This is a genomic window from Nonomuraea wenchangensis (assembly GCF_900111685.1).
In the GTDB taxonomy this organism is placed as follows: Bacteria; Actinomycetota; Actinomycetes; order Streptosporangiales; family Streptosporangiaceae; genus Nonomuraea; species Nonomuraea wenchangensis.
This window is the reverse complement of sequence record NZ_FOHX01000001.1, coordinates 133,200-157,020: the sequence shown is the minus strand read 5'-3', so window position 1 is coordinate 157,020 and position 23,821 is coordinate 133,200. Positions and strand designations below refer to the sequence as shown.

At 73.4% G+C, this 23,821-nt stretch carries 20 protein-coding genes; 9 read left to right on the top strand and 11 right to left on the bottom strand.

The genetic code is table 11. The features are described from left to right. Positions 1 to 41 precede the first annotated feature (41 nt). Positions 42 to 1,037, top strand: coding sequence for an aldo/keto reductase (locus BMW85_RS00745; RefSeq protein ID WP_091075496.1), 996 nt, complete (start codon positions 42 to 44; stop codon positions 1,035 to 1,037). A 6-nt stretch (positions 1,038 to 1,043) separates the two neighbouring features. Here BMW85_RS00745 and nadE read toward each other — a convergent pair whose 3' ends face one another. Further along, complete coding sequence (gene nadE / locus BMW85_RS00740) at positions 1,044 to 1,874, bottom strand: NAD(+) synthase (protein WP_091075494.1); 831 nt, start codon at positions 1,872 to 1,874, stop codon at positions 1,044 to 1,046. Positions 1,875 to 1,980: 106 nt separating this feature from the next. Next, complete coding sequence (locus BMW85_RS00735) at positions 1,981 to 4,863, bottom strand: ATP-binding protein (protein WP_245774533.1); 2,883 nt, start codon at positions 4,861 to 4,863, stop codon at positions 1,981 to 1,983. 136 nt (positions 4,864 to 4,999) lie between these two features. On the opposite strand from BMW85_RS00735, the gene BMW85_RS00730 reads away from it, so the two are divergent. The 6 genes from BMW85_RS00730 to BMW85_RS00705 all read left to right on the top strand — a co-directional run bounded on the left by BMW85_RS00730 (position 5,000) and on the right by BMW85_RS00705 (position 12,755). After that, complete coding sequence (locus BMW85_RS00730; protein WP_091075489.1) at positions 5,000 to 5,350, top strand: VOC family protein; 351 nt, start codon at positions 5,000 to 5,002, stop codon at positions 5,348 to 5,350. A gap of 23 nt (positions 5,351 to 5,373) precedes the next feature. Next, positions 5,374 to 5,985 (top strand): VOC family protein, encoded by a 612-nt coding sequence (locus tag BMW85_RS00725; RefSeq protein ID WP_091075486.1) that lies wholly within the window; start codon positions 5,374 to 5,376, stop codon positions 5,983 to 5,985. A 266-nt stretch (positions 5,986 to 6,251) separates the two neighbouring features. Next, positions 6,252 to 9,746 (top strand): nSTAND1 domain-containing NTPase, encoded by a 3,495-nt coding sequence (locus BMW85_RS00720; RefSeq protein ID WP_091075484.1) that lies wholly within the window; start codon positions 6,252 to 6,254, stop codon positions 9,744 to 9,746. 224 nt (positions 9,747 to 9,970) lie between these two features. Further along, positions 9,971 to 10,264 carry a hypothetical protein gene (locus BMW85_RS00715; RefSeq protein WP_091075482.1) on the top strand — a complete coding sequence of 98 codons (294 nt, stop codon included), beginning with the start codon at positions 9,971 to 9,973 and terminating at the stop codon, positions 10,262 to 10,264. 23 nt (positions 10,265 to 10,287) lie between these two features. Next, complete coding sequence (locus BMW85_RS00710) at positions 10,288 to 10,659, top strand: hypothetical protein (RefSeq protein ID WP_143082056.1); 372 nt, start codon at positions 10,288 to 10,290, stop codon at positions 10,657 to 10,659. Between the two features lie 185 nt (positions 10,660 to 10,844). Then, positions 10,845 to 12,755, top strand: coding sequence for an AfsR/SARP family transcriptional regulator (locus BMW85_RS00705; protein ID WP_177240439.1), 1,911 nt, complete (start codon positions 10,845 to 10,847; stop codon positions 12,753 to 12,755). Here BMW85_RS00705 and BMW85_RS00700 read toward each other — a convergent pair. Next, on the bottom strand, positions 12,752 to 13,069 hold the full coding sequence (locus BMW85_RS00700; protein WP_143082055.1) for a hypothetical protein: 318 nt from the start codon (positions 13,067 to 13,069) through the stop codon (positions 12,752 to 12,754). The genes BMW85_RS00705 and BMW85_RS00700 overlap by 4 nt on opposite strands. Positions 13,070 to 13,227: 158 nt before the next feature. Between BMW85_RS00700 and BMW85_RS00695 the strand changes: the two genes are divergently transcribed. Continuing rightward, the gene (locus BMW85_RS00695; RefSeq protein WP_143082054.1) at positions 13,228 to 14,484 is read left to right on the top strand and encodes a hypothetical protein; all 1,257 of its coding nucleotides are present in this window, start codon (positions 13,228 to 13,230) and stop codon (positions 14,482 to 14,484) included. A 35-nt stretch (positions 14,485 to 14,519) separates the two neighbouring features. Here BMW85_RS00695 and BMW85_RS00690 read toward each other — a convergent pair whose 3' ends face one another. The 5 genes from BMW85_RS00690 to BMW85_RS00670 all read right to left on the bottom strand — a co-directional run bounded on the left by BMW85_RS00690 (position 14,520) and on the right by BMW85_RS00670 (position 19,995). Continuing rightward, a complete protein-coding gene (locus BMW85_RS00690) occupies positions 14,520 to 15,872 on the bottom strand; it encodes a cytochrome b (RefSeq protein ID WP_091075471.1) in 1,353 nt (450 codons plus the stop codon). 170 nt (positions 15,873 to 16,042) lie between these two features. Next, positions 16,043 to 17,305 carry a Dyp-type peroxidase gene (locus tag BMW85_RS00685; protein ID WP_091077054.1) on the bottom strand — a complete coding sequence of 421 codons (1,263 nt, stop codon included), beginning with the start codon at positions 17,303 to 17,305 and terminating at the stop codon, positions 16,043 to 16,045. Next, complete coding sequence (locus BMW85_RS00680; protein ID WP_245774532.1) at positions 17,298 to 17,867, bottom strand: copper chaperone PCu(A)C; 570 nt, start codon at positions 17,865 to 17,867, stop codon at positions 17,298 to 17,300. Before BMW85_RS00680 ends, BMW85_RS00685 begins: the two co-directional genes overlap by 8 nt. A gap of 148 nt (positions 17,868 to 18,015) precedes the next feature. Further along, entirely contained in the window at positions 18,016 to 18,663 is a 648-nt protein-coding gene (locus BMW85_RS00675) for a hypothetical protein (protein WP_091075467.1), read from the bottom strand. A 93-nt stretch (positions 18,664 to 18,756) separates the two neighbouring features. Beyond that, entirely contained in the window at positions 18,757 to 19,995 is a 1,239-nt protein-coding gene (locus BMW85_RS00670; RefSeq protein WP_143082053.1) for a phospholipase D-like domain-containing protein, read from the bottom strand. Between the two features lie 144 nt (positions 19,996 to 20,139). Between BMW85_RS00670 and BMW85_RS00665 the strand changes: the two genes are divergently transcribed. Next, positions 20,140 to 20,883, top strand: a complete 744-nt coding sequence (locus BMW85_RS00665) for an SDR family oxidoreductase (protein WP_091075462.1) — start codon at positions 20,140 to 20,142, stop codon at positions 20,881 to 20,883. A gap of 2 nt (positions 20,884 to 20,885) precedes the next feature. Here BMW85_RS00665 and BMW85_RS00660 read toward each other — a convergent pair whose 3' ends face one another. The 3 genes from BMW85_RS00660 to BMW85_RS00650 all read right to left on the bottom strand — a co-directional run bounded on the left by BMW85_RS00660 (position 20,886) and on the right by BMW85_RS00650 (position 23,769). Then, complete coding sequence (locus BMW85_RS00660; RefSeq protein WP_245774531.1) at positions 20,886 to 21,335, bottom strand: carboxymuconolactone decarboxylase family protein; 450 nt, start codon at positions 21,333 to 21,335, stop codon at positions 20,886 to 20,888. Positions 21,336 to 21,452: 117 nt separating this feature from the next. After that, positions 21,453 to 22,961: a glycerol kinase GlpK gene (glpK, locus tag BMW85_RS00655; RefSeq protein WP_091075460.1), complete on the bottom strand. Its 1,509-nt coding sequence runs from the start codon at positions 22,959 to 22,961 to the stop codon at positions 21,453 to 21,455. Between the two features lie 10 nt (positions 22,962 to 22,971). Next, entirely contained in the window at positions 22,972 to 23,769 is a 798-nt protein-coding gene (locus BMW85_RS00650; protein ID WP_245774530.1) for an MIP/aquaporin family protein, read from the bottom strand. Positions 23,770 to 23,821 lie beyond the last annotated feature (52 nt).

The window sequence follows — 23,821 nt, the reverse complement described above, 5'->3', positions numbered from 1 at the left end:
TGAGGAGGAACGCAGACAACCTGACGACAAGGAGAAACGTGATGCGGACGCGAACTTTGGGAAGCACCGGACCGGCCGTCTCCATGCTGGGCCTGGGCGCTATGGGCATGTCGGGCGCGTACGGCGAGGCCGACCGCGCGGAGAGCATCGCCACCGTGCACGCCGCGCTGGAGGCCGGCGTCACCCTGATCGACACCGGAGACTTCTACGGCGCGGGCCACAACGAGCTGCTGCTCGCCGAGGCGCTGCGCGGCCGGGCCCGCGACAGTTACGCGCTGAGCGTGAAGTTCGGCATGCTGCTGCGGCCGGGCGGCGGATTCGGCGGGAACGACGCCCGCCCCGAGGCGGTGAAGAACTTCCTGACGCACTCGCTGACCCGGCTCGGCACCGACCACGTCGACATCTACCGCCCGGCCCGCCTGGACCCGGCGGTGCCGATCGAGGAGACGGTGGGCGCGATCAAGGAGCTGGTGGAGGCCGGGTACGTCCGGCACATCGGGCTCTCGGAGGTCGACGCGGCCACGATCCGCCGGGCGCACGCCGTGCACCCGATCTCCGACCTGCAGATCGAGTACTCGGTGATCTCCCGCGCGGTCGAGGCGGACGTCCTGCCCACGTTGCGGGAGCTCGGGATCGGGCTGACCGCGTACGGGGTGCTCGGGCGCGGTCTCATCTCCGGGCACTGGACCGCCGGCCGCACCGCCGGCCCCGGGGACAGTCGCGGCTTCGGACCCCGGTTCGCGAGCGGGAACGTCGAGCACAACCTCGCCCTCGTCGCCGAGCTGCGCCGGGTCGCCGAGGCCAAGGGCTGCACCGTGGCCCAGCTCGTCATCGCCTGGGTGGCCGCGCAGGGCGAGGACGTCTTGCCGCTGGTCGGCGCGCGTACCCGCGAGCGGCTGGCCGAGGCGCTGCCCGCCGCCGAGCTCCACCTCACCGCCGACGACCTCGCCGCGATCGAGAAGGCGGTGCCGCCGGGCGCGGCGCGCGGCGACCGGTACCCGGCGGCGTTCATGGCGAACCTCGGCGTGGGCAACTAAAGGGGTTCAGGGCGTGATCGGCGGGCGGCGCTTGTGCTCCGTGAGCCGGTAGCGGTCGATCAGCACGGTGAGCGCGGCGTCGTCGACCGGCTCGCCCTCCAGGAAGTCGTCGATGGTGTCGTAGGAGACGCCGAGCACGTCCTCGTCGGCCACGCCGGGGTTCAGCGTCTCCAGGTCGGCGGTGGGGACCTTGCGCACGAGGGCGGCCGGCGCGCCCAGCGTGTCGCCGATCGCCCGCACCCGGCGCTTGGTGAGGCCGGCGAGCGGGACCACGTCGGCGGCGCCGTCACCATATTTGGTGTAGAAGCCGGAAATCGCCTCGGCGGCCTGGTCAGTGCCCACCACCAGGCCGTCGTGCGCGTTGGCCACCGTGTACTGGACGATCATGCGCTGGCGGGCCTTGACGTTGCCGAGCACGAAATCCTGGTGCCGTTCGTCGCGGAAGGCCAGGCCGGCGGCCAGCACCGCCTCCAGCGAGGCGTCGCTCGCGGGCTTCACGTCCACCGTCATGACCCGGTCGGGCCGGATGAACTCCAGCGCGAGCTGGGCGTCCCGCTCGTCGGCCTGCACGCCGTACGGCAGCCGCATCGCGATGAACGTCGCCTCCCGCCCCAACCCGCGGACCCGTTCGGCCGCGAGCTGGCACAGCCGGCCCGCCACGGTGGAGTCGACGCCGCCGCTGATGCCCAGCACCAGCGCGCGCCGGTCGGAGGCGGCGAGCTGCGCGGCGAGGAAGGCGACCCGGCGCTCGGCCTCCGCCGCGGCCTCGAAGGACGCGCTCACCTGGAGCTCCTTGGCGATCTCCTGCTGCTGGGACGTGGGGGCGGGGGCGGTCAAGTCTGCTCCTCGGTCGGTCGGGGGTTGTTCGCGACGCGTCCGTGGGGGCGGACGCGGACACCGTACTGTTCCCGGCCCAGCCCGAGATGAACGGGATCGCGGCGGCTCACCAGAGGCTCACGGCCTTCGGGGCCAGGCCGAGCGCGGCGAACGCGGCCGTCCCGCGCCCGGCGTGCTCCCCTCCGGCGAGCAGCAGGGTACGCGCGGACTGGTAGGGGCAGCCGGCCGCGTCGAAGGCGTCCGCCGTGGCGAGCAGCGCGTCCCGGTCACCGTCGAGCACGGCCGCGGCCCGCGCCACGAGCGCCTCGGCGACCGGGTTCCCGGCCACGGCGACTCTCGCCTCGGTCACGTGGCGGCGGGCGTCGGGGTCGCCGGCGAGCACGACGGCCTCGGTGCGCAGGGCGACGTACCAGTGGTGCCAGATCCAGCTCACCCACTTCCAGACCTCGCTCGCCTCGGGGGCCATCCGTTCCAGGGCGTCCCGGGCCTGCCCGCGGTGCAGCAGCAGCATGCCGTCGAAGACCGCCGCATAGCCGTGGGCGCGCTCCGCCGAGACGTCGAGCCGGTCCAGGATCTCCCGCCAGCCGCGCTGGGCGTCGTGGTCGTCGCGCAGGCCGTGGACCATCGCCACGGCGGCCACCGCCGGCCCGAGGTGGGCTCGCGCGGGGCTGCCCGCCCGACGCCAGGCGTCGAGCAGCCGTACGCTGCCGGCCAGCACCTCCTCGACGTTGCCCGCCAGCGCGTCCACCATCAGCGGCGCCCGGTGACCGACCTCCGCCAGCGACGGGTGCCCGTCGAGCTGCCGCGCCCACCGGCAGGCGTCCGGCATGTCCCCCGCGCCGAGCGTGGCCTCGGTGACCATGCCGAGCGCGTCGATCAGTTCGTGGGTGACGGCCGGCGAGGGCGGCAGGGACGACAGGAGCGTGACCCGCCGCCGGGATCTGGCGGCGGCGGCGAAGGTGTCGCCGGCCCAGATGTGCGCGCAGGTGAGCGCGTCGAGCGCGGCCGACTCGGCGAGCGGGTCGCCGGTCCTGGCGGCCAGCTCGACCGCCCGCTCGGCGCGCGCGATCGTCTCCGGCACCGCGACGTTGTCAGCGGGCCCCTGCACGGCCCCGAACGCATCGGCAACCACAGCCGCCTCCGCCAACGCCACCGCCGCCAACGCGCCGGGATCGCCCCCGGCCGGCGTGGCCTGCTCGGCCGGATCGTCCCCGACCTGCGGCGCCTGCGTGGCCGGGGCGCCACTGGACCGCGTGGTCCGGTCGCCGGCGGCGGCCTTTCGTGCGTCGGTCAGCAGGGCGAGGGCCTCCTCTCGGGACGGTATCCGGACGAACGTGGCCCAGTACCGGAACGCCATCGTCGCGGCGGTCGCCAGGTCCACGGCGGCCCCGGCCGAGTCGCCCGCGTCGCGGGCGGCCGATGCGGCGGCGAGGCGCAGGCGGTACATGTCGTCGCCCGCCGCCCGGCAGCCGGCCACGGCGGCGGCCTGCCGGAGCATCGCCGCGCTCTCGGCGGGACCGGCCGCGAGCGCCGCCGCCTGCTCGAAGCGGCGCTGGGACTCGCCGGTCAGGTTGCGGGTGAAGGCCAGCTCCGCGAGCCGGCGGGCGAGCCCGAAGGCGTCCGCGCGCCGCTCCGGCTGCTCGGCCGCCCAGGCCAGGGCCGCACGCAGGTCGTCGGCGACCTGGTCGAACCTGACCCGCCAGTCCGGCCGGGCCACCTCCAGCCCGGCGGCCCGCGCCAGGCACCAGCGCAGGTGCCGGGAGCGGACCTCGCCGGGCTCGCCGGCCTCGGCGAGCCGCTCGGCGGCGTACTGGCGGATGGTCTCCAGCGCGCGGTACTCCGTGCCGTCCGGCGCCGCCGCCACCACCAGCAGGCTCTGCTCGGCGAGCCGGGCCAGCCCGTCGGCGGCGAGGCCGTCCTCGACCCCCGCCACCTCCGCCGCCGCGGCGACGGTGAACGGCGCCGCGAACACCGACACCCGGCGCAGCAGCGCCCGGTCGGCCGGCTCCAGCAGGGCATGGCTCCAGTCGAGCGCCGCCCGTACCGACCGGTGCCGTTCGTCGGCGCGGGAGCCGCCGGTGAGCATCCGCAACGGGTGGGAGAGTGCCGCGGTGATGCCGTCCAGCCCGAGGGTGGGGCAGCGGGCCGCGGCCAGCTCGATCGCCAGCGCCATCCCGTCCAGCCGCGCGCAGACGGCGGCGATCTGGCCGCGCAGCGCCGCGTCGAGCGGCCGGCCGACCGCCGCGGCCCGCTCCATGAACAGCGCGACCGCGTCCGAGTCGCCCCCGGCGTCCAGCGACAGCGGCGGGACCGGATACACCCGCTCGAACGGCACCATCAACCGCGCCCGGCTGGTCGCCAGCACCGTGAGGCGCGGGCACGTGGCCAGCAGCCGTTCGAGGAACGGCGCCACCCCGTCAAGCACGTGCTCGCAGTTGTCGAGGACGACGAGCGCGTCCCGGTCGGCCAGCGCGGCGGCCACGGAGTCGGCCAGGTCGCGGCCGGGCTGCTCGCCGAGGCCGAGCGCGCCGGCCACGGCGGCGGCGATCATGCCGGGGTCGGTGACCGGCACCAGGTCGGCGAACCACACGCCGTCGGGGTAGGCGCCGGCGGCCTCCGCCGCCACCGCCAGCGCCAGCCGGGTCTTGCCCACCCCGCCGGGGCCGACCGCGGTGACCTGCCGGTGCTCCTTGAGCAGCGCCGCCAGCTTGGAACGCTCCCGGGCCCGACCGATGAACGAGGTCAGCGGGGCCGGCAGGACCGCCGCCGCACGGTCAGGGGCGGCGCCGCCCCGGACGGGGGCGCGGCGGGCGAGGGCCCGGCGGTCCGGCACCTCCAGCTTGCGCAGCAGCGAGGAGACGTGGCTCTCCACGGTGCGTATCGAGATGCACAGCCGGGCCGCGATCTCGGCGTTGCTGAGATGGTCGCCGACGAGCCCCAGCACCTCGGCTTCCCGAGGGGAGATCTCGGCGTCTGCCGCTTCCGTCACCACTGTCCTAGTTTCCCGTACCCGGTACGTACCGAGAATCCGTGGTCACCACGGATGCGGCGCGGGCGGGCCGGCGGCGAAGCTGTGACCACGCAGAAAGCGGGTCGAACGCGACCCACGACCACGAGGAGCGACCATGACCGGCACTTCCGGCATCAGGACCGTGCTGCACCCGGTGTCCGACCTGGGGAGGGCCAAGGCGGTGTACGAGGCCCTGCTCGGCGTCCAGCCGCAGGCCGACTCGCCCTACTACGTCGGCTTCGAGGCCGAGGGCCAGCACATCGGGCTGGTGCCGGGCGGCGGGCCGCAGGCCATGACGACGCCGGTGGCGTACTGGCACGTCGAGGACCTCGACGCCAAGCTGGCCGAGCTCACCGCCGCCGGGGCCGTGGTGCGGGAGGCCGCGCACGAGGTCGGCGGCGGTCGCCGGGTGGCCACCGTCACCGACCCCGACGGCAACGTCCTCGGCCTCCTCCAGGACCAGTGAGCCCTCTACCAAGGAGAACGACCATGACCGCCTTCACCACCGTCACCCTCGAAGTACCCGACCCGGCCGCGGCGAGCGCTTTCTACGACGCCCTCGGCCTGAGCCCGTACCTGAGCCTGAGGGCCGCGCAGTCGCCGACGGACGGCTTCCGCGGGTTCGCGCTGTCCCTCGTGGTGTCCCAGCCGGGCGACGTGGACGCCTTCGTCGCCGCCGCCCTGGACGCCGGCGCGACGACCCTCAAGCCGGCCGAGAAGAGCTTCTGGGGGTACGGCGCCGTCGTCCGCGCCCCGGACGGCACCATCTGCAAGATCGCGAGTTCGGCCAAGAAGGACACCGCCCCCGTCGCCCGCCGCATCGGCCAGGTCGCGCTGCTGCTGGGCGTGGCCGACGTCAAGGCGAGCAAGCGCTTCTACACCGGGCGCGGCCTGGCCGTGGCGAAGAGCTTCGGCGGCAAGTACGTCGAGTTCGCCACCCCGTCGTCGGCCGTCACGCTGGCGCTCTACCCGCGCCGCGCCCTCGCCAAGGACGCCGGCGTCCCGCAGGAGGGCAGCGGCTCGCACCGCCTGGTGATCGGCGGCGACGCCGGCCCCTTCACCGACCCGGACGGCTTCGTGTGGGAGCCGGCGTCGGCCTGACGGTCGCCGGCTTTTCTCCCGTTCCGCGGGCCGTACCGGCTCGTATGATCAAGCTGATTCGGGGATGAAGTCATCAGCTTTTGCGGGGGAAGTGAAAGTCATTGGGGCGGCCAGAGCGTGCGCTCGATCCGGAGAACAATCCATTGCACCGGTTCGCCGCAGAGCTTCGGCGATTAAGGGACAAGGCCGGTAAGCCGAGTTATCGGGAGCTGGCCAAACGCGCGCGTTTCTCGGTAACGGCGCTTTCCGAAGCGGCGGGCGGGCGGGTGGCGCCGACCCTGCCGGTCACCCTGGGGTACGCGGTGGCGTGCGGCGGCGACCGGTCGGAGTGGGAGGCGCGCTGGCACCTGCTGATGCGGGAACTGGAGGGCGACGTCCCGCCCTCGGCCGAGGAGGTCGCGCCCTACCGCGGGCTGGTGGCGTTCCAGCCGGAGGACGCGAGGTGGTACTTCGGGCGTGAGCGGCTGGTGCGTGAGCTGTGCGACAGGCTGCCGGGGACGCCCTTCCTCGCCGTCATGGGCACGTCAGGAAGCGGGAAGTCCTCTCTGCTCCGCGCCGGCCTCCTGCCCGCGCTGCGCCAGGGGATCACCGCCGACGGCGCGGAGTGGCCCGCCGTCGTCATGGTCCCGGGCGAGCACCCGCTGCGGGCACTGGCCGTCCATCTCGGGGAGGACGACCTGCCGCGCGCCGCCGCCCGGTTCGTGGCCGGCTGGCCGGCCGGGACGCGGCTGGTCGTCATCGTGGACCAGTTCGAGGAGGTGTTCACCCTCTGCCGCGATGAGGGCGAGCGGACGGCGTTCGTCTCGGCGCTGCTCGCGCTGGCGCGGGAGCCGCGCACGCACGTCGTCGCCGGCATGCGGGCCGACTTCTACGCGCGATGCGCCGAGCTGCCCGGCCTGGCGTCGGTGCTGCAGGACAACCAGCTCATCGTCGGCCCGATGGAGGAGGAGGACCTGCGGCGGGTGGTGACGGGCCCCGCCGAACGGGCGGGCCTGGCGGTCGAGGCCGAACTGGTCGAGCTGGTCGTGAACGAGGCGCAGGGGCAGCCGGGCGCGCTCTCCCTCGTCTCCCACGCGCTGCTGGAGACGTGGAGGCGGCGCACCGGCCCGGCGCTGACCGTGGCCGCCTACCTCGCCGCCGGCGGGGTGCGGGGGGCGATCGCGCAGACCGCCGAGCACGTGTACGGCGAGCTGGACGCGCAGGGACGCGAGATCGTCCGGCAGATGTTCCTGCGGCTGACCGTCCCCGGGGACGGGACGGAGGACACCCGGCGGCGCGCGCCTCGCGACGAGCTGCTCGACGGGGCCGGGGAGCTTCCCGGCCGGTGGGGCGGGCCGGACGGTGACGCCGTGGCGGCGGTGCTGGACAAGGCCATCGCGGCACGGCTGGTGATCGTCGACGAGAGCTGCGTGACCATCGCGCACGAGGCGCTCATCCGCGGCTGGCCGCGGCTGCGTTCCTGGCTGGAGGAGGACCGTGAGGCGCTGCGGGCGCACCGCCGGCTGACCGAGGCCGTCGCGGAGTGGGAGGAGCACGGCCGCGACGACGCCTTCCTCTTCCGCGGGAGCCGGCTGGCGGTGTGGGAAGGGGACAGGACGCACCGGCTGAACTCGCTGGAGCGGGAGTTCCTGGAGGCGAGCGGGCGACGCGAGGAAGCCGCGCGCACGGCGGGACGGCGGCGCGTACGGCTGGCGCTGACCGGGCTCACGGCGGCCGTGGTGGCGATGACGCTGCTCGCCTGCCTCGCCCTCGGCCAGGCTCACGAGGCCACGGAGCAGAGGGACATCGCGCTCTCCCGGCAGATCGCGGCCGAGGCGCGGGGCCAGCTGCACCTGGACCCGAAGCAGGCGCTGCGGCTCGCCAAGCAGGCGTACGCGCTGTGGCCGACCGCCGAGGCGGAGGGGGTCCTCCGGCAGGGGATCGCCGATGACCACCTGCTCGCCACGCTTCCTGGTCTGGGGCGCGCGCTGGGCGTGGCCTTCAGCCCCGGCGACGCCCGCCTGGCCGTCACCAGCGCGGACGGCCTGGTCCGGGTGTGGTCCTGGTCCGGCGGGGGAGTGTCGCCCGAGGCCCCGGCCGTGCTGCGCGGGCACCAGGGCGAGGTGTGGAGCCCCGTGTTCAGTCCCGACGGGTCCAGGCTGGCGACCGCCGGCCTGGACGGCACGGTCAGGGTGTGGGACCTGGAACGCCCCGAGGCGACGGTGAAGCTGACCGGACATGCGGGCGCGGTGTGGAACGTGGCCTTCAGCCCCGACGGCCGCGCCGTGGCCGGCGCCGGTGACGACGGCACCGTACGGATCTGGAGCCTCGGGGACGGCGGCGGCCCACGGGTCCTGCGCGGGCCCGAGGGCGCGGTCGTCGGGGTCGCGTTCAGCCCCGACGGACGCCGCCTCGCCGCCGGTGGCGAGGACGGCACCGTACGGATCTGGGACCTGGCGGGCCCGGACGCGCCGCTCCTGCTGCGTGGGCACGGGGGCGTCGTGAAGAACGTGGGCTTCAGTCCCGACGGGCGCCGCCTGGCGAGCACCAGCACGGACGGCGCCGCCCGTGTCTGGCGGCTCGACCAGCGGGAGAGCCCGCCTCTCGTGTTCCGGCACGAGGGCACGGCCGAGGGCATGGCGTTCAGCCGCGACGGACACCGGCTGGCGACCACCGGCGACGATTCCACGGTTCGCGTCTGGTCCCCGGACGGCGGTGGAGACCCTCTCGTGCTGCGCGGCCACCAGCGGGTGGTGTGGGAGGCGTCGTTCAGCGCGGACGGGCGCCGGCTGGCCACGGCGGGCGAGGACGGCACCGTACGGGTCTGGGACCCGAGGGGGACGGGCGACCCGGCGGTGCTGCGCGGGCACGACGGCGCGGCGCTGGCCGTCGGTTTCTCCCCCGACGGGCGCGTGGTCACCGGCGGCGTGGACAGGACCGTTCGGATCTGGGAGCCGACGACGGGCGCGCACCGGGCGCTGCGCGGCCACACCGACGAGGTGGTGGGGCTCGCGGTGAGCCGCGACGGGCGGCGGGTCGCCGGCGCGAGCAGGGACGGCACGATCCGGATCTGGGAGGTCGACGGCGCGGGCGACCCGATGGTCCTGCGCGGGCACGACGGGGTCGTGTGGAGCGCCTCGTTCAGTCCCGACGGGCGGCGGGTGGCCGGCGCGGGCGCGGACGGCACGCTCCGGATCTGGGACACGGCGGACCCGGGACGGCCGCCTCTCCTGTTCAGGGCCGACGCCCGGCAGATCAGGTTCGCCGCGTTCAGCCCCGACGGGCGGCACGTGGCCACCGGCGGGCAGGACGGCACCGTCAGGATCTGGGACGCCACCGGCGCCACGGCCCCGCTGATCCTGCGCGGCCACGAAGGTCTCGTGTGGGCCGTCGCCTTCAGCCCCGACGGCCGCCGGGTGGCGGGCGCCGGCACCGACGGCACCGTGCGGATCTGGTCCACCACGGGCGGGGGCGAGCCTCTGGTGCAGCGCGGCAGCCCGAATATGGTGTGGTACGTCGCCTTCAGCCCGGACGGACGCTGGGTGGCCGGAGCGGGCAAGGACGGCACCGTGCGGATCTGGCGGAGCGACACCGCCTCCCCTCCGATCGTCGTCGGCGGGTTCGCCGCGACCGTCGAAGCCGTCGAGTTCAGCCGCGACGGCCGGCTGCTGGCCACGGCCCACGGCGACGGCACCGTACGGGTGCGGCGCTGCGACGTCTGCGCACCGGTCCCGGCGCTGCTCGCCCAGGTGGACGACCGGCTCGCCGCCACGGCGGACTGACGCGCTCGCGCACCGCCTCACCTGCGACGTCGGGTTGTCCAGCATGCCGCGATGTTTGTCCATCGCGACGAGCGTTGCTGGACAACGTCCCGCCGGTCTAGAACGGTCACGCCGCCCTGCCCACGTTCTGGATGCGTGGGCCCGAACGCGCGGCGACTCCCTCGCACCGTCCGCTCCTCCCCGTTGCCACGGCGTGGCGGACACGAAGAGAAAGGAGGAGCACGGTGATCAGAAAGCTGTCCGCGGTGGTGCTCCTGACCGCCGGCGCGCTGGCGATGGCCGCCGCGCCCGCCACGGCGGCGACCGGCCGCCTTGTCCTGCACGGAGAGACCGGCCGCGTGGTGATCAATCCCGGTCCGGGCTGTTACGGCTCGGGGACGCCGTACTCCGGTGTCACGAACGACACCGACACGGCTGTCACCGCGTACTCGGGGAGCGGTTGTACCGGGCTTTCCCTGGTCGTCCAGCCGGGCCGGAGCACGACGGGCGAGTTCCGCAGCGTCCGAGTCTCCTCCTGATTGACTGTCGAAAGGAATTTCTGATGCGCTTTTCCCACAAACTGATCGCAGGAGCGGCGGCCATGGGGGCGGCCTTGTCGATCGGGGTCGCCGTGACCTCCACGGCGGCCTCGGCCTCGCAGTCCGCGGCCGTCTGCAGCCCTGATTCGAGGCTCCAGTACGACTACTACAATTCCGGCTCCGGCGGCACGGTGCTGTCGAAGTGGTACAACTGCACGGGCAGCCACTCCCAGAGCACCTATGGATACCGGATCAAGCCGGGCGGATATTCCGGCTACGTGTACTACTCGAACGGCGGAAGTGACTACTTCTGCGATTACCGGGACATCTATCTCGGGGCCAAGAAGGTGAGCAGAATCTACATGGCCCCGGCCAAGATCGAGGAGTGCTCGTAGGCGTTGTCCACGCCCGCGTCGTCGCGCTCCGGCAGGGGTGTCGCCGAATGCCTTGACGTCCTCGCGCTCCTTCCGCGGGAGCCGGTGACGCGGGGCCGCGGGCCGCGGCGTCAGGAAACGGTTCGGGGCCGCGGTGATCGGCCCGGCCCCGGACCGCCTGGTGTCCCCGGGGAGGGGTGCGGCGGTTGAGGTTCGGCATTCTCGGGCCGGTGGAGGCGGTGGCGGACAACGGGCCCGTCTCGGTCGCGCAGCCCAGGCATCGGGCCCTGCTGGCGTACCTGCTGTTACAGGCGAACCTGGTGGTGACCCCGGCGCAACTGGCGGAGGCGATCTGGGGCGGTGCCGAACCCGCCACCGCGAGGTCCCAGATACACGTGGCGGTGTCCCGGCTGCGGCGGGCACTGCGAGACCACGGGCTGGACGACGTCATCGTCACCAGGCCCGGCGGATACCGCCTGGTCCTGGCGAACGATCAGCTGGACGCCGACCTGTTCGAGCGGCAGGTCGAGGCCGCGCGCGCCTCCGCGGGGCATGGCCGGCACGAGGAGGCGGCCGGTCACCTGCGCGCGGCGCTCGGGCTGTGGCGCGGCCAGGCGTTGACGGACATCACGGCGGCGTTCGCGGAGCCGGTGCGGCAACGGCTGCTCGAACAGCGTCTGATCGCGCAGGAGTTGCTGTTCGACGCGGAACTCGCGCTCGGGCGTCACGACAGGCTCATCCCAGGACTACGGAGGCTCCTGGAGGAGCATCCGACACGGGAACGCGTGGCCTGCCGGCTGATGCTCGCCCAGTATCGGGCGGGGCTGCACCTCGACGCGCTGGAGACGGCCAGGCGCACGCGGGCTCTGCTCGCGGAGGAACAGGGGCTCGATCCCGGCCAGGAACTGTCGACGCTGGAGACCGCCATGCTCAACGGCGACCTGGCGCTCGACGTCAGCCCCACGGCCGGGGGAGTCCCGGCGTCCTCCGCCGCGACCACACCGGCCCAGCTTCCGTTCGACGTGCAGGGGTTCGCCGGTCGCCGCCGGGAGCTCGGTCAGCTCGCCGTGCTGACCGATGCCGCTGATCGGGCGGCCATGGTGCTGGTCGCCGGCACGGCCGGGGTCGGCAAGACCGCGCTGGCGGTGCACTGGGCCCACCGCCACCGTGACCGGTTCCCCGACGGGCAGTTCTTCGTCGACCTGCACGGCTTCGACGCGGCCAGGACGCCGGCGGAGCCGCTCGACGTCCTGCGCCGGCTCCTCCGAGCACTGGACGTCGGCGACGCCGTCGTGCCGCAGGAGGTGGAGGAGGCCGCCGCGCTGTTCCGGTCGCGGCTTGCCCGGCGGCGCGTCCTCCTCGTGCTCGACGACGCCCGTAGCGTCGATCAGGTGCGGCCCCTGCTGCCCGGCTCCGGGACCTGCGCCGTCCTCGTCACCAGCCGGAATCAGCTTCGCGGGCTCGTGGCGCACGAAGGCGCCCGGCCGCTCCACCTCGCCCCGCTCACCGAGGCCGAGGCCGGCGAACTGCTCCGCGCCGCGCTCGGCGAGCGGATGGACGAGGCCGGCGGGGCCCGGCTCGCCCGGCGGTGCGCGTACCTGCCGCTGGCGCTGCGGATCGCGGCGGCCCGGCTGTCCTGCGACCGCCATCTGACGGTCGCCGGCTACGCGGCGGAACTGGCGGACGGCGACGCGCTCGCCGTCCTCGACGGACCGGACGATCTGGACGGCGCGCTCAGCTCCGCGTTCGCCCTGTCGTACCGGGCACTCGGGCCCGCCGCGCAGCGGCTGTTCCGGCTGCTGAGCCTGGTGCCAGGTCAGGACTTCACGCCGGTCACGGCCGCCGCCCTGCTCGGCGTGACTCCGGGCGCGGCGCGCGGCCCTCTTGAGGAGCTGTGCGCCGCCCATCTGGTCGCCGGACATCGCTCCGGCCGCTACGTCATGCACGAGCTGTTGCGCGGCTACGCCGCAGGCCGCCTCGCCGACGAGGAACCCGAGGCCGGTCGCGAGGCGTACCTGTTCGCAGGCGCTCGACCTGTGGCACAGGACGGTGGCCGCCCGCCACGACGGGCGGCCACCGTGCCGCTGCCGAGCTCGCCGGGATCGGGTCCTCGCTAGACGTTACGGAACAGCCAGCTGCCGGACGCCGGCTCCTCGCTGGTCGTGCACTTGGCCACGGACCTCGCCGTGCCGACTCTGGTCCACGCTCCGTACCTGGTCGTGTAGGAGCTGGAACCGATCTTGTAGCACCGGACCTTCGCCCGGAACTCGTCCCAGTCGGAGGTGTAGCAGAACACCTCGTAGGTGTAGGTGGTGTAGGTGCCGTCGCAATTGTTGGCGGCGTGCGCGGCCGTGGCCGGCAGAACCGTCACGCCCGCTGCCAGCGCTCCGCCCATCGCCGCCAGCTGCAGCATTCTTTTGATGCTCGTCATCGTGCTCTCCACAGGAATGACACCCGCCATGTCGCCATAAATGCCCTTTTCGGCATTTATGGCATTTCCGGGTAAGCGTAACTACCTGCCCTTATCCGACACCTTGCGATCGGCTATTCACCCGCTTGCGGGAACTTCGGCCGGATGCGGCGCGTCGTATGCTTGTGGATCTTGCCAGGCTTCCCGGGCTGCGGTTCGCGGCCGCGGCCGTCACCTTGTTGTTCGTCCTCGGCGGGTTCGAGCAGCTGAAGGTTCCCGCGCTGCCGATGCCCGAGAACGCGGCGAGCTCCGTCGAGGAGATCGCCGAGCGGCTGCGGGGGCGCGTGAACGACGACGTCGACCGCAGATGGGAGGACTTCGGCGTCATCTACCCGCCCTTCGCGCTGGGGCTGGACGCCCCCTTGCTGCACTGGTGCCGGCCCGAACAGGAACAGGGCGTCGAGGCGCGGCAACCGCCCGAAGGCGTGCCTGGCTACACCGCGCAGTTGCACGCCGAGGAGGTGCCCAGGCCGCTGGAGGTACGGTTCTGGATCACCTCACCCGCTCAGGCGGTCCGCCTGGTCGAGGCGGCGCGGCGCGGGACGGAGCAGTGGGACGATCAGCCCGACTACGCGCTCGTGGAGGCGACGGAGCTCGACCGTGGGGGATGGCGCGGTGTGCAGGCCCTGGTCACCACGGAGAACTGGACGGAGCAGGGCGACTCGGGCGCCAGGGCGACGATCGTGGCCGCGCGTGGCAGCCTGCTGGCCGAGGTGTCATGGGACTGGGAGTTCGAGGCGGGCGGCCTGCCGGGTCGGGAGCCGTTGCACCAAGGCGCCGTGGTGGCGCGGTCCGTGCTGGCCGCAGTGGGCGGCGACCCCGCCCGTCCCGCGCCGCCCGACGGCCCGCCGGCGGTCTCGACGGCGATGGCCGCCGCCCTGCCCGCCCACTCCGCGTACGGCAAGGACATGACCGTCTGGCCGGGCCCTTCTGCTGCCGCCCATGACTGGCTCTGCTCGTGGGCTTTCGACGAGACCATGTACGGCGGCGCCCCCGCCGTCTCACGCCGCTTGATCGGCGAGGTCTCCGTCCGGGAGGACGTGCTGTTCCTGCCCGATGAGCAGAGCGCCGGGCTCGCGCGCGTCCGGCCTCTTCTGCAGACGGGATGGGACGCACGCGGGGGACGAGGCTGCGAGTTCCGCGACAAGACCCTCGAGAACACCGACCGCCGCCTCGATCCCTTCGCCAGGGGCCCCTGGGTGGGCGCGAGATCGAAACCCTGGCCGCCCGCAGGGGCGCCGTCACGCATGTGGCACTGGCCGTGCGGCACGGCTCCACCATGGTCTACCTGCGCTGGCAGGGTCCCCCCACGATGCACCCGGCCGCCGCCCTGCGCAGAGGCCGCGCCGCCCTCACCCACACGCTCGACCTCCTGACCGCCGCCGCCGGCTGAGGACTCCGATGATGGGACTTACGGGACCCGGGTCTTCGCCGCCACCAGGTGACCCGCTTCGTGGTCCGCCGGGGCGAGCCGCTCGTGGAACCCGCCGTCGGGGGAGCGCACGATGATGCCGGTCTCCACGCCGTGCTCGGCGGTCTCGCGCTCCGCCTGCCGGAGGGCGAGGCAGATCCACCGGGTGACGGCGAAGGCGATGACGGGCCCGATGATCACGGCGTACCTGAAGAAGACGGTCACGGCGTTCACGGTGAGATGGAACTGGTGGGCGAGCTGGTCGTTGGCGGCGGCCGCCCACAGCAGGCCGTAGAACGTGACGCCGGCGACCGCGAGGCCCGTCTTCACCGGCGTCTCCCTGGGCCGGTCGAGCACATCGCGGACGGCGGCCGGCCTGCCGCGGCGGGCGGCGAGGAGGCGCTCGGCCGTGGGGTAGGCGGCGAGGGCGGTGAAGAACAGCCCGGGGACCACCAGCGTCGGCACGAGGACCGCGAGGCTGAGCGTGTGGCCGCCGATGGTGAGCTCCCAGCCGGGCATGATCCGCAGGGCGCCGTCGAGGAAGCCCATGTACCAGTCGGGGACCGAGCCCGCCGAGATCTGCGACGGCGTGGCGGGGCCGTACAGCCAGATGGGCGCGATCTGGAAGCCGAACCCGAGGATGATCAGCATGCCGGTCGTCGCGGCGGCCATCAGCGGACGGGCGCCCCGACGCTCCGGCAGCGAGGCGACGAACCGGGAGTGGCCGTGCCGGCGCACCAGCAGCTCGCGGACGATCAGCAGCGCGGCCATGACGAGCGGGATCACCAGGTGCAGGCCGTACATGACCGGAATGACCTGATCGCCGGGGAACTCCGTCCCGAACAGCAGCGCGCCCACCCAGGAGCCCACCACGGGGATCGACTGCACCACCGACAGGATCAGCCACAGGCTGCCGCCCGACAGGTTGTCGTCCGGCAGGGCGTTGCCCGTCTCACCGGCCGCCATCGCCAACCCCAGCAGCGCCACCCAGATCAGCCACTGCCGGGTACGCGGGCGGCGGAACGCGCCCGTGAGGAACATGCGCAGCAACTGCAGCGCGACGGCGGCCACGAACACGAGCGCCGCCCAGTGGTGCATCTGGCGGATGAGCAGGCCGCCGCGCACCTCCAGACTGAGGTGCATGGCCGAGTCGAAGGCCCGGCTGACGAGGAGCCCGCGCAGCGGGCCGTACGATCCGTCGTAGGTCACCCGGGTCATGCCCGGGTCGTAGAACAACATGAGCACCGCCCCCGTCACCAGCAGGACGGCGAACGACCAGACGGCGATCTCCGCGAACATGAACGACCAGTGCGAGAACCGGAACGAGCGGCGCCCGGCCACCGAGGAACGCATCTGAGGCCCCCTTAACCTTGCCTGCACACAAGACGGTGGCGGGCCAGGCCCTGTGACATCCCGGAGGGCTCCGGCGACGGTGATGCTCGTCACGCCGCCGCCGCCGGGCCGCTCAGGGGCCGCTCCGGGGCCGGTACGGGGAGTCCCGTGGCCCCGTCACCATCGGGGGCTCAGCCCAGCAGGGTCTCGCCGATCCAGCCGTCAGGGCCGCAGCCCGGCGGGATGGCGAAGACGGCCGAGCCGATCGGCGTGGTCCACTCGTTGAGCAGGTCCGCCTCGGCCAGCCGCCGCTGGACCGGGATGAACTGACGGGCGATGTCGGCCTGGAAAGCGGCGAACAGCAGCCCGCAGTCGGCGGTCCCGTCGGCCGCCACGCCCTCGTCGTAGTTGTAGACCCGGCGCAGCATGCGCAGCCCCGGGTCGGGGACGTGGGCGCGGCGGATGTGGGCGTACTCGGAGATGACCGGGAAGCCGACCGGGGTGAGCCGGTCGAAGTCCGGCTCGTCGTGCTCGCGCCCCCCGGTCAGCGGCGCGCCGTCGGACAGGCGGCGGCCCACGGTGAACTCCTTGGCCGTGGTGTCGGTGGCGTCCCAGGTCTCCATCTCGGCCCGGATGCGCCGCAGGACCAGGGTGGTGCCGCCGCGCAGGCGGCCCTCCTCGATCCACACCGCCCGGTCGAAGTCCGGCGTGCCGGCGACCAGGTTGACCGTGCCGTCGAGTTGCCCCATCACGTTGCGCTGGGTCGTGCCGCCGGGCTGGCTGTGCGCGGCGCGCCGGAACCCGCGCTGGGTCCAGCGGACCTCGGCGAACGCGCGGGCGTCCTTGACGATCATGCGCAGGGCGTGGGTCACGGTGAGCGGGTCGTCGGCGCAGATCTGCACCAGCAGGTCGCCGCCGCTCCACTCCCGCCGCAACCTGTCGATCGTGAACGCGGGCAGCGCCGCCACGGACTCCGGCCGGTGCTCGCCCACGCCGGCGGCGTCGAAGAGCCCGGGGCCGAAACCGAACGTCACGCTCAGCCGGGCGGGCAGCGCCGCCAGCTCAGGCTCGGTGTCGGCCAGCGCGGGCCGCCCCTGGGTGAGGCGGCGGGCGTCGTCGGTCAGCAGCCGCATCATCCGCGCCAGCGCCTCCCTGCCGACGCCCTTGCGCAGGTCGAAGCCCACGAAGACGGCATGGGCCTGCGGCGGCGTGGCCACCCCGGCCTGGTGCGGCCCATGGAAGGGCACGACCGCGCCGGCGTCCGGGGAGGCCGCGGGCGCCGCGGGCGACGGGGCCGCGGGTGAAGCGCCGGCCGCCGCGCCGTCGGTCGCCGCCGAACCGGTCACCGCCACCGCGCCGGTCACCGTGGCGGCCGCGGCCAGGGCGCCGCCGCTCAGCAGGCCGCGCCGGGTCAGTCGGCGCCCGCTCCCGCCGGCGGTCGGCCGCTCACCCATGCTCGCCGCCTTGATCGGCGCCCGATTCGCCATGGGCGTCCATGTCCATGCCGGGCTGATAGTCCTCCTTGGCCCCGGCGAAGTCCTTGCCGAGCGCCGTGAAGTCGAACGTGCCGCCGTCCTCCAGCGTGAGGGTGAAGCTGATCTCGTCGCCGGGCCGTACCTCCTGGGCGAGGCCCATGAGCATGATGTGGTCGCCGCCCGGCTTGAGCTCGTGGCTGCCGTGCGCGGGGATCACGAAACCGCCTTCCTTGGGCCGCATGACCGACTTGCCCGCCGACTCCGCCACCTCGTGCAGCTCGACCTTCGGCGACAGCGGCGTGGCGGCCGACATCACGACCACGTCCGTGCCGGAGTTGTTGACCAGGGTGCCGAAGGCGGCGCTCATGCCCTTCTTCGCGGTCTTGACCCAGGGATCGGTGATGGAGAGCGCGGGCCCGGCCTGCGCGGCCGGGGGAGTGGTGGCGGCGGCGGGAACGGCCGGCGCGGCCTGCTGCGGCGCGCCGCCGCAGGCGGTGAGCACGACGACGGCGAGGCCGGCGACGGTGATACGCGAGAACATGACAAAGCCCTTCATCCGGCTCAAGCCGGAACGATGACAGACTGCTGCGCCCCAGCGCCCGCCACAACAGGGCGGGCACGCCGGGGACACCCCTCGACCAGGGGCGTGACAGGAGAACGGACCGGCCGGACGCGCTCCGCGGAGCGGGTCAGGCGGACGCGGTGACGGCGCGGCCGAAGGGCGGGCCGCGCCGGCCCATCTCATGCCCGAGCAGAACCGGCCGCGGGGCCACCGGCTCCCGCACCGGCGCGGTGATCAGAGGGCGGACGGCCGGGACGATGACGGCGACGACCACGGCGAACAGCCGTACGGCCAGCCGGCGCAGCACCGCCCAGAGTGCCGCCTCGCCGCGGGCCAGCCAGGTCGCGGCCAGCAGGACCGCCCAGGCGTGCATGACCAGCATGCCGGCGTCCGGCACGAGCCCGGTCTGCGCGGCGTGGCCCGCGTGGCCCGCGTGCGGGTGCCCGGCGACCGCCGCCTCCACGGCGTGCGCAGAGGAGAACAGCAGGTGCAGCGCGACCTGCGCGACCGCCAGCGTCGCCACGATGACCGGCAGCGTACGTTCGCGCCCCGCCAGCAGGTAAGCGGGACCGAACGCGACGCCCCAGGCCGGCAGCAGCCAGCCCGCCGCCACCGGACCGCCCGCCAGCAGGTGGGCCACCAGGCCGAGCAGCAGCGAGACCGCCGCGAAGACGGCGGCCCGAAGCGCGCGCAGCGCGAAGCCGGCCGGCCCCGAGGCCGGCCCGGCGGCAGGCCTGCCGGTGGACCCGGCGGCGGCTGATGCGGCGAGCGACATGGCGCCGCCATCATCGCACGCGACCACCCCGGTCCCTCCGGCAGGTTGACACGACGGTCAGGGCAGGTCAGGACATGTCAGGGCGTGGACGGGTCAGGGCCCGCCGCAGGCGCGGCGCAGGCCGTAGAACCACGACAGGTACTGGTCGTGCACGTCGCGGCCGGCGATCCGCAGCATGGAGTCGTCGGAGTTCTCCAGCGTCGTGAAGTTCGCGCTGCCGGTGTAGACGCGCGGCGTGAGGTCGTCGTCGTAGAACCCGTCGATCATCATGATCTTGGTGTGGGTCACCACCGAACGGTCGCCCACCGTGAAGCGGCACGGCGTGACCTGGAGATACTTGCCGTTAGAGGCCCGTTCGGCGAGGCGGTCCCTGATGTAGGAGGTGACGCCGGTGCCGTCGTAGTAGACGACGTCGATCCAGCAGTTCTCGCCGCGCAGCCGCAGCAACTCGTCCACGATCGCCTTGCGGTTGTAGTTGAAGGCGGTCAGCGCCAGGCGGATGTCGGTCTGGCGGGTGACGCCCCCGGCGTCCTTGTAACTGCACTTGACCAGCTTCAGCACGTTGGCGATCGGGTCGCCGCTGGAGGAACTGCGCGGGAAGAAGTGGGCCTTGTACGCCGTTCCCGTCGGGGTCGTCCAGAAGTAGTCCGGGTCGACGGGCCGCATGCGCCGGGCCCGCAGGTCGTTGAAGTAGGTGACGTACCCGTCGTAGGTCACGGCGTCGCTGACCGTGAAGCTGTCGTTGTAGGAGTTGTAGAGGTACCAGTCCGACAGGTTGGACGAGGTCTGGAAGACGACCTTCGGGTACGTCACACCCCCTGCCACCACGCTGGAGAACGTCGCGAACTTGGCGTGCAGGTAGTCCCTGGCGATGCAGCCCCGGTCGGCGCTCTCGTCGGGGTACTCACAGCGCACGGCCCACGACCGGGCCGTCTCGGTGGTGCCGAGGGCGGCGCTGAGCTGGGCGAAGACGGCGTCGTTGCGGCCGTCGTCCTGGCTGTCGAGTATGACCTGCACCCCGGCGCCCCTGGCGTGCGCGGCGGCCAGCTCCGCGGCGACCTCGCTCGACCGGTCGCCGGGGACGAACTGGTGCATGGCGAAGCGGATCTCGCCGCCCGCGGGCACCGCCTTGATGAGCCTGATGAGCTGGTCCATGACGGCCGACTGCCGGGCGCTCGGACTGTGGGCGACGCCCGAGTCCGAGGTCGGGTCGTTGAACACCGGGGCGTCGATGACGGGCGGCCCGCTGACCGCGGCCCCGGCGGGGGCGGCCGGCGTGAGGGCCAGGCATAACGCGAGGAGGATGGCGACTGGGGGTCTCACTGCTGTCACGGTGACTCCTTCGTCGTGGGAGGTGACGCTGCCCGGCCAGACGTCGCCGTTGTCGAGATCATGGTGAGCGCCTGTCGAGGGTTTTTGTCAAGGAGGTCTAAGGTGGACGCAGTGCCGCCGGGGGATTCAGGGAGGCTGCCGCACATGAGGATCGTCGTCATCGGCGGGTCCGGCCTCATCGGATCCCGCGTGGTCGGGCTGCTGACCGAGGCCGGCCACGAGGCGGTGTCGCGCTCGCGCTCCACCGGCGTCGACCTGCTGAGCGGGCGGGGCCTGCCGGAGGCGCTGGCGGGCGCGGACGTCGTGGTCGACCTGACCAAGCCGCCGGCCTTCGACGACACCTCACCCGCCTTCTTCCGCGCCACCATGGGCCACCTGCTGGCCGCCGCCGGCTCCGCCGGTGTCGGCCACGCGGTCATCCTGTCCATCGTGGGCGCCGACCAGGTGCCCGGCCTGGCCTACTACCGGTCGAAGGTGCTGCAGGAGGACCTCCTCAAGGCCGGGCCGGTGCCCTACTCGATCGTGCGCTCCACGCAGTTCTTCGAGTTCATCGACACGGTGCTGTCCTGGACGTCCGACGAGCACACCGTCCGCCTGCCCCCCACCCTCCTGCAGCCGGTGGCCGGGGACGAGGTCGCCCGGGTGGTCGCCGGCGTCGTCGTGGGCGCGCCGCTGAACGGCACGATCGACCTCGCGGGCCCCGAGGTGTTCCCGCTGGACGAGCTGGGCCGGATCACCCTCGACGCCCGCGGCGACCGCCGCGCCGTCGTCACCGACGAGGACGCCGGACTGTACGCCGCCGCCAAGGGCCACGCCCTCGTCGCCGGCCGCGGCGCCGTCATCGCCGCCACCACCTACCGCGACTGGCTCGCCCGCCGGCCTCACTAGCGTCAGCTCGCGGCGGCGGCAGGGGGCGCGCCGCTGCCCTCCAGGCGGGTGGCGACCGCGATCCGGTTGCGCGCGTTGATCACGGTCGCGGCCCAGATCAGCGCGGCGAGCTGGGTCTCGTCGAAGACGCGGGCCGCCTCGGCGTACACCGTGTCGGGCACCTGACCGGCGAAGACCAGGGTGATCGCCTCCGTCAGCGACAGCGCCGCCTGCTCCCGCCGCGTGAGCACCTTGCTGTTGCGCCAGGCCCGGGTGTCGCGGATGCGCTGCTCGCTCTGGCCGGTCGCGCGGGCGTCCCGTACGTGCCGGCCGAGCGAGAGCGAGCAGCCGTTGATCTGGGACGCGCGGATCTTCACGAGCTGCAGCAGCTCCGGCTCGACGCCCGCCGCGTCGGCCGCGGCGAAGGCGGCCTCGTGCAGGGCGTCCATGGCGCTGGAGACGTCCGGTGTCACCTCACCGATCATGATGCGCGGCGCGTGCGGCAATGCGGTCCTCCCGGCTTCGCGGATGCGTACGGCCTGAGATGCGTACGGCCTGAGATACGCGCCCTCACCCGCCGCGGTTCGCCGTCAGAGCCAGTCGAAGGACTTGGAGACCGCCTTCTTCCAGCCGGCGTACCCGCGCTCGCGCTGCTCAGGGCTCCACGTGGGCTCCCACCGGCGGTCCTCGGCCCAGTGGGAGCGCAGCTCCTCCTGGTCGCGCCAGTAGCCCACCGCCAGCCCCGCCGCGTACGCCGCCCCGAGCGCGGTCGTCTCCGCCACCACCGGCCGGCTCACCGGCACGCCGAGGATGTCGGACTGGAGCTGCATGCACAGGGCGTTCGCGGTCACGCCGCCGTCCACCCGGAGCACGTCCAGCACCACCCCGGAGTCGCGCTGCATGGCCTCGACGACGTCGCGGCTCTGGTAGCAGATGGCCTCCAGCGTGGCCCGCGCGAGATGGGCGGAGGTGTTGTAGCGCGACAGCCCGACGATCGCACCGCGCGCGTCGGCCCGCCAGTACGGCGCGAACAACCCCGAGAAGGCCGGGACGAAGTACAGGCCGCCGTTGTCGGCCACCTGCCGCGCCAGCGTCTCGCTCTGCGCCGCCGTGGTGATGACGCCCAACTGGTCGCGCAGCCACTGCACGGCCGAGCCGGTGACCGCGATGGAGCCCTCCAGCGCGAAGACGGCCGGCTGGTCGCCGAACTTGTACGCGACGGTGGTGAGCAGGCCGCTCTCCGAGCGCACCCGCTCGGTGCCGGTGTTGAGCAGCAGGAAGTTGCCGGTGCCGTAGGTGTTCTTGGCCTCGCCGGGCGAGAAGCAGACCTGGCCGACGGTGGCGGCCTGCTGGTCGCCGAGGATCGCGGTGATCGGCACCTCGCCGCCGAGCGGGCCGTAGCGGAAGGTGGTGCCGTAGGCGGAGGGGTCGGACGACGGGCGGATCTCCGGCAGCATCGCGCGCGGCACGCCGAAGAACGACAGCAGCTCGTCGTCCCAGTCGAGCGTGTCGAGGTCCATCAGCATGGTCCGGCTGGCGTTGGTCACGTCGGTGATGTGCACGCCGCCGTTGCGCCCGCCGGTCAGGTTCCACAGCGTCCAGGTGTCGGTGGTGCCGAAGGCGGCCTCGCCGCGCTCGGCCGCCTCGCGCACGCCTTCGACGTTCTCCAGGATCCACTGGATCTTGCCGCCCGAGAAGTACGCCTCAGGCCGCAGCCCCGTACGGTCGCGGATGACCTGGCCCCGGCCGTCCCGATCCAGCGCGGCGGCGATCTCGTCGGTGCGGGTGTCCTGCCAGACGATGGCGTTGTAGTAGGGCCGTCCGGTGCGCCGGTCCCACACGACGGTGGTCTCGCGCTGGTTGGTGAGGCCGATCGCCGCGAGGTCGCTGTCGTGCAGCCCGGAGCGCTGGAGCGTCGTCTGGATCACGGCGGCGGTCCGGGTCCAGATCTCGATGGGGTTGTGCTCCACCCAGCCCGCCCTCGGCATGATCTGCTCGTGCTCGAACTGGAACTTCGCGACCTCGGCGCCCTCCCGGTCGAAGATCATGAAGCGGGTACTCGTCGTGCCCTGGTCCACGGCGCCCACGAAGTCAGGCATGTCGTACTCCCTAGTCGGACGGCTTGACGGTGTCGCGGTCCTCGTCACGGGGGAGGTGGCGGGCGATGAGCACCTGGTAGAGGCCCGCGCCGATCACCCCGCCGATCAGCGGGCCCACGATGGGCACCCAGAAGTAGAGGTCGCCGTACTGGTCGCGCCAGGCGCCGCGGTAGCCGGTGAGGAAGCTCGCCAGGCGCGGCCCGAAGTCGCGGGCCGGGTTGATCGCGTAGCCGGCGTCGGCGCCGAGCGCCATGCCGATGCCGACGATGAGCAGGCCGATGACGAACGGGCCCATGTTCGCGCCCGGGGCCATGTTGCGGGTGTCGGACAGCGCGAAGATGACGAAGAGCAGCACGGCCGTGCCGATGATCTGGTCGCGCAGCGCGCCCCATTGGCCGACCGGGAGCGTGCCGTTGCCCGGCAGCGTCGAGAACACCAGTTGCGTCTTGAGCGTGTGCCCGGGATCGACGGCGGAGAGCACCTCGGTGTAGTTCCAGCGGATCAGCAGCGCGCCGACGAAGGCGCCCGCGGTCTGCGCCACCACGTACGGCATCACCTTGTGCCACTCGAACCCGCGGAAGACGGCGAACCCCAGCGTCACCGCCGGGTTGAGGTGCGCGCCCGTGGTGCGGCCTGCGACGTAGACGCCGAGCGCGACCCCGATGCCCCAGGACCAGGCGATGCTGTCGTGGTTGCCGAGCTCGGCCGCGATCACCTGGGCGACGACGCCCACGCCGAACACGATGAGCACCATCGTCCCGGCGAACTCGGCGATCATCTCGCCGGCCAACGTCCTGTTAATCGTCACCCCGTCCCCTTCCCGGGCTCCTTCTCCGGTAGGTGAGCCTTCCCCCTTCCAG